This window comes from Clostridium sp. K04 (assembly GCF_019734375.1).
In the GTDB taxonomy this organism is placed as follows: Bacteria; Bacillota; Clostridia; order Clostridiales; family Clostridiaceae; genus Clostridium; species Clostridium saudiense.
Genome location: NZ_JAASHD010000081.1, coordinates 1 through 2,978, shown reverse-complemented (window position 1 = coordinate 2,978; position 2,978 = coordinate 1). Strand labels below are relative to the sequence as shown.

Here is a 2,978-nt window from a genome sequence, read left to right as displayed (position 1 = left end):
ACATAAAAGACCTAAAAAATTGTCTTAAAAAAATTTTTTAGGTCTTTTATTCCGAAAGGCACTTTTTCAGTGCCCTCGGCATTGCCTTAGCTATTTTTTTATATTTATTAAACTTCGAAGTTAACAACTACGTCTTTACCAGCAGTAACTGATCCTGATTCAACTGCATTTATTGATTTAGCAGCATCAACATTTGTAATTAAAACTGGAGTAGCAAGAGATAATCCTTTTCCTAAAATGAAATCTCTATCAATCTTAATGATTGGAGTACCAGCTTTTACTTTTGTACCAGCTTCAACTAATTGTTCAAAACCTTCACCGTTTAATCCAACAGTATCAACACCGATGTGAACTAATAATTCTAGTCCATTTTCTAAAGTCATTGCAAATGCATGCTTAGTTTTGAACACTAATGATAATTCACCGTCAGCAGGAGCTACAACAGTATCACCAGTTATCATAATAGCTGCACCATCTCCAGCCATTTTTCCAGCGAAAACAGGGTCTGGCACTTCTGATAAAGGCATTAAGTCACCAGTTGCAACTGCAACTAGGGCAGTCTTTGGAGCTTCAACTGAAGTATTTGTTTCTACTTTCTCTTCTGATTTTCCGAATAATTTTTTAAAAAAATTAGCCATAATATTTCCTGATTATAATCAGGGTTCACTTCCTTTCTAAAAATAAGATTACACAATTTTTGGGTATAAAATAAAAAGGCATAAGTATATCTTTATTAAAGATTAACTTATGCCTGATTTAACAGTAACACGTTTCAATCTAGATTATATATTTTTGAGAATAGTATGTCAATATGTATAGTAAATTATTACTAAAATAAAAAAAGCTTTGAAAACGTTGACAAATGATGCCAAGGTATTTTATAATAAATTTGTAAAATAAATTAAGTTCAAATTGTGAGGCGTGCAACCATAAAAGTGGGCATTAGCTGAAAAGGATATATTATATTCTTTTCAGCTTTTTTTATTATTGAAATTATAAAATTTAATTATTTTGTTAGTCTTACAATAATGAACAAATAAAAAAATAGGGGGAATTTTATTATGATGAAGTACTTACAAAGACTTGGTAAATCATTAATGCTTCCAGTAGCGTGTTTACCAGTAGCAGCAATTCTAATGGGAATTGGATATTGGATTGATCCATCAGGATGGGGAGCAAATAATGTTGCAGCTGCTTTTTTAATTAAAGCAGGGGGAGCATTAGTAGACAATATGGCAATTTTATTTGCAATTGGTGTTGGTGTCGGTATGTCAGATGATAATGATGGAACAGCTGGGTTGGCAGGACTTGTTTCTTGGTTAATGATAACGACTTTATTATCAACTAGTGTTGTAGCTATGCTAAAAGGTGTTGATGTTTCAGAAGTGCCAGCAGCATTTGGAAAGATTCAAACACAATTTATTGGTATATTATCAGGTTTAATTGGAGCAAGCTGTTACAATAAGTTTAAAAATACTAAGTTACCAGCAGCTTTAAGTTTCTTTAGTGGTAAGAGATGTGTTGCTATAGTAACTGCAGGAGCTTCAATAGTTGCTACATTAATTTTATTCTTTGTATGGCCAGTGGTATACGGAGCATTAGTAGGGTTTGGTGAAGCAATTATTTCTACAGGATCAATTGGAGCAGGTATATATGCATTCTTCAATAGATTATTAATACCTTTTGGATTACATCATGCATTAAATTCAGTATTCTGGTTTGATGTTGCAGGAATTAATGATATCGGTAAGTTCTGGGGAACTAGGGAAGGTGGAGTACTAGGTCAAACAGGTATGTATATGACTGGATTCTTCCCAGTAATGATGTTTGGGTTACCAGCAGCAGCTTTAGCAATGTATCATACTGCTAAAGATAATAAAAAGAAAGTAGTAGCTGGATTATTACTAGCAGCTGGATTAGCTTCATTCTTTACAGGTGTAACTGAACCATTAGAGTTTGCATTTATGTTCTTAGCTCCAGGGTTATATTTAATACATGCTGTATTGACTGGTATATCAGCAGCTGTTTGTGCTGCATTACCAGTAAGAGCAGGATTTAACTTTAGTGCTGGTTTTGTTGATTGGTTCTTAAGCTTTAAAGCACCATTTGCAGAAAATCCACTTTGGTTACTTGGAATTGGATTAATATTTGGTGTAATATACTATATCGTTTTTAGATTTGCAATTACAAAGTTTAATTTAAAGACTCCAGGTAGAGAAGATGATGATATCGATGGAGAAATGGATATTAAACTTGAAAATAATGATTTTACTGCAGTAGCAGAAACTATATTAAAAGGTCTTGGTGGAAAAGAAAATGTAGTAAGTATTGATAACTGTGTAACAAGATTACGTCTAGAAATTAAAGATAATACCAAGGTTAATGAAAAAGTTATTAAGTCAGCTGGTGTTGCTGGTATAATTAGACCAGGAAAAACAAATATACAAGTAATAGTAGGTACACAAGTACAATTTGTAGCTGATGAGTTAAAAAAATTATGTAAGTAATAGTTAGTAACTACTTAAAAGGTCGTACAGTTTTAGGATTGTACGACCTTTTTTATAATAATAAATATAAGTATACATATATATGCAGAATGTATTAATTGAATAAAAAGAAAAATAGTTTAATGAGATTAAGAGTATTATGAAAGGGATATAACACTATAAAAATAGTTAACTTAGCCTGGTGTATCAATATGAAATAAATAGAGAATAATGACGAAAAATAAAGAAAAATGATATTAAATTCATATAATGGGAAATAGCATTTAAGAATGCATAAGCTGCTGTGGTATTATAAATCATGTCCTCAGGGACAGCCGATAAGTCGAAAGACAAATCTTTAAAAACATTACAACAAAAAAATGTTGAAAAAGATGTTGACAAGAAAGTTTATTGGTGATAAGATAAGGAAGTCGCTTCGGTGCGACAGAGTAAATGGTCTTTGAAAATTGAACAGAATATAGTTAAAGTAAA

General features: G+C 31.6%; 2 protein-coding genes. One reads left to right on the top strand and one right to left on the bottom strand.

Annotated features, from left to right (window positions below; translation table 11 throughout):
• Positions 1-107: 107 nt before the first annotated feature.
• Positions 108-638: a PTS glucose transporter subunit IIA gene (locus tag HCG70_RS17180; protein WP_074431752.1), complete on the bottom strand. Its 531-nt coding sequence runs from the start codon at positions 636-638 to the stop codon at positions 108-110.
• A 423-nt stretch (positions 639-1,061) separates the two neighbouring features.
• Here HCG70_RS17180 and nagE point away from each other — a divergent pair, with 423 nt between their 5' ends.
• Positions 1,062-2,507, top strand: a complete 1,446-nt coding sequence (gene nagE / locus HCG70_RS17175) for an N-acetylglucosamine-specific PTS transporter subunit IIBC (RefSeq protein ID WP_221698073.1) — start codon at positions 1,062-1,064, stop codon at positions 2,505-2,507.
• The last annotated feature ends 471 nt before the right edge of the window (positions 2,508-2,978 follow it).

What these genes read in the sequence shown, in the direction of transcription:
- HCG70_RS17180 (WP_074431752.1), bottom strand. Translation starts at nt 638, where the DNA reads ATGGCTAATTTTTTTAAAAAATTATTCGGAAAATCAGAAGAGAAAGTA.
- nagE (WP_221698073.1), top strand. Translation starts at nt 1,062, where the DNA reads ATGATGAAGTACTTACAAAGACTTGGTAAATCATTAATGCTTCCAGTA.